Source organism: Myceligenerans indicum, from assembly GCF_016742955.1.
In the GTDB taxonomy this organism is placed as follows: Bacteria; Actinomycetota; Actinomycetes; order Actinomycetales; family Cellulomonadaceae; genus Myceligenerans; species Myceligenerans indicum.
Window position 1 is genome coordinate 1 of sequence record NZ_JABBYC010000121.1, and the last position, 1,466, is coordinate 1,466.

A 1,466-nucleotide genomic window follows, 5' to 3' on the forward strand; every position below is an offset into this window, starting at 1 on the left:
GGCTCATGGGACATCCGGTAGGGGCGTGATGTCGAGTCCGCCGCCGGCGAGGAGCATGCGTAGGCGGTAGTTGTCGCGGTTGCGGTAGCCGCGGGCGAGGCGGCGGTGGAGCTCGATGATGCCGTTCATGGCTTCGGTGCCGCCGTTCGATGAGCGGCTGGTGGTGAAGTAGGCCAGGAATGCGGCGCGCCACTTGCGCAGGGTCCGGCCGAGGCGCGCGACTTCCGGGATCGGGCAGGTGTGGAACGAGGCGAGGATCTTCTCGGCCAGGCGCCGGCCCTCGGCCAGGTCCGTGGTGCGGTAGACGGCTCGTAGTTGCTGGGCGCACTGCCAGGCGACGAAGACCTCTTCGTGCGCCTCGTCGGCGTTGATCGCGCGAGCCAGACGAGCCTGCTGTTTCTCGGTGAGCTTCTCGGCGCCGGCGCGCAAGATGGTCTGGATGCCGAACAGAGGGTCACCCTTGCGGCCGCGGTGGCCGGTGGTGTCCTGCTGGACCCGGCGGCGCACCTCGTCCACGACCTGGGTGCCGAGCTTGACCACGTGGAACGCGTCGAGCACCGCGGTGGCGTCTTCAAGCTGGTCGTCGATGGCGGACTTGTAGCCGCCGAACGGATCCAACGCCGCGACCTCGACGCCTTGGCGGAACTTCTGGCCACGGGCGGTCAGCCAGTCGACGTAGGCCTTCTTCGACCGGCCCGGCACCAGGTCCAACAGTCGGGCGTGCACGCGGCCCTGCTCATCGCGGGTGAGGTCGACCATCCCGGTCAGCTCCTTCGGGCCACGCGTCTTCGGATTGGCGTGGTGCCAGACGTGCTCATCGACTCCGAGGCTCCTCACCGCGGTGAATCGGGATTCGTCGGCGGCACGGCGTTCGAGCTCGGGGCGCACGGCCCGCCACAGTGTCTTCCATGCGACCTGCAGCAGCCGGGCCAGACCCGCGACGGTGGCATGCTGGTGACGCAGCTGACCGATCGCCCAAGCCACGGCCCGGCAGGTGAGCGACCCTCGTGGGCGCACCAGATCCGGGACCTGCTCGACGAAGACACCCACCGGGCAGCCGGCGTCGGGGCAGCGCCAGGTCCGCTGCCTCCAGTGCAGCGTCACGGGCACCACGCCCGGAACATCGTGCAGGATCCGCACCCGTCGCCCGCGACCCTCGGCCACGACGCCACACGCGGGACACCCCATCAACCGCGTAGCCGACGAGATCGTGATCGTCAGCGTCGGACCGCGTTCGACATGCTCGACGTGCACCCCGGCCAGGCCCAGGAGCAGGTCGCATCGGCGGCAGCGATCATGATCAGGAGTCGTGGGCGCTTCACAGCACCCCGTAGCGTTGGACAACGTCGAGGTCCTCGAGAACGAACAGAGAGCTTGGTCGCCTCTGATCCTCGGGGACCTCGACCCCCACCACCAGCAGCGTGCTCACCGGCAAGCCGCCGCCCCTACCGGATGTCCCATGAGCC

Annotated in this window: 1 protein-coding gene; it reads right to left on the minus strand. The window is 69.2% G+C overall.

Going from position 1 to position 1,466, the window contains the following annotated elements; translation table 11 throughout:
- Positions 1-3: 3 nt before the first annotated feature.
- Positions 4-1,344, minus strand: coding sequence for an ISL3 family transposase (locus HGK34_RS22170; protein ID WP_244667063.1), 1,341 nt, complete (start codon positions 1,342-1,344; stop codon positions 4-6).
- Between the last annotated feature and the right edge of the window lie 122 nt (positions 1,345-1,466).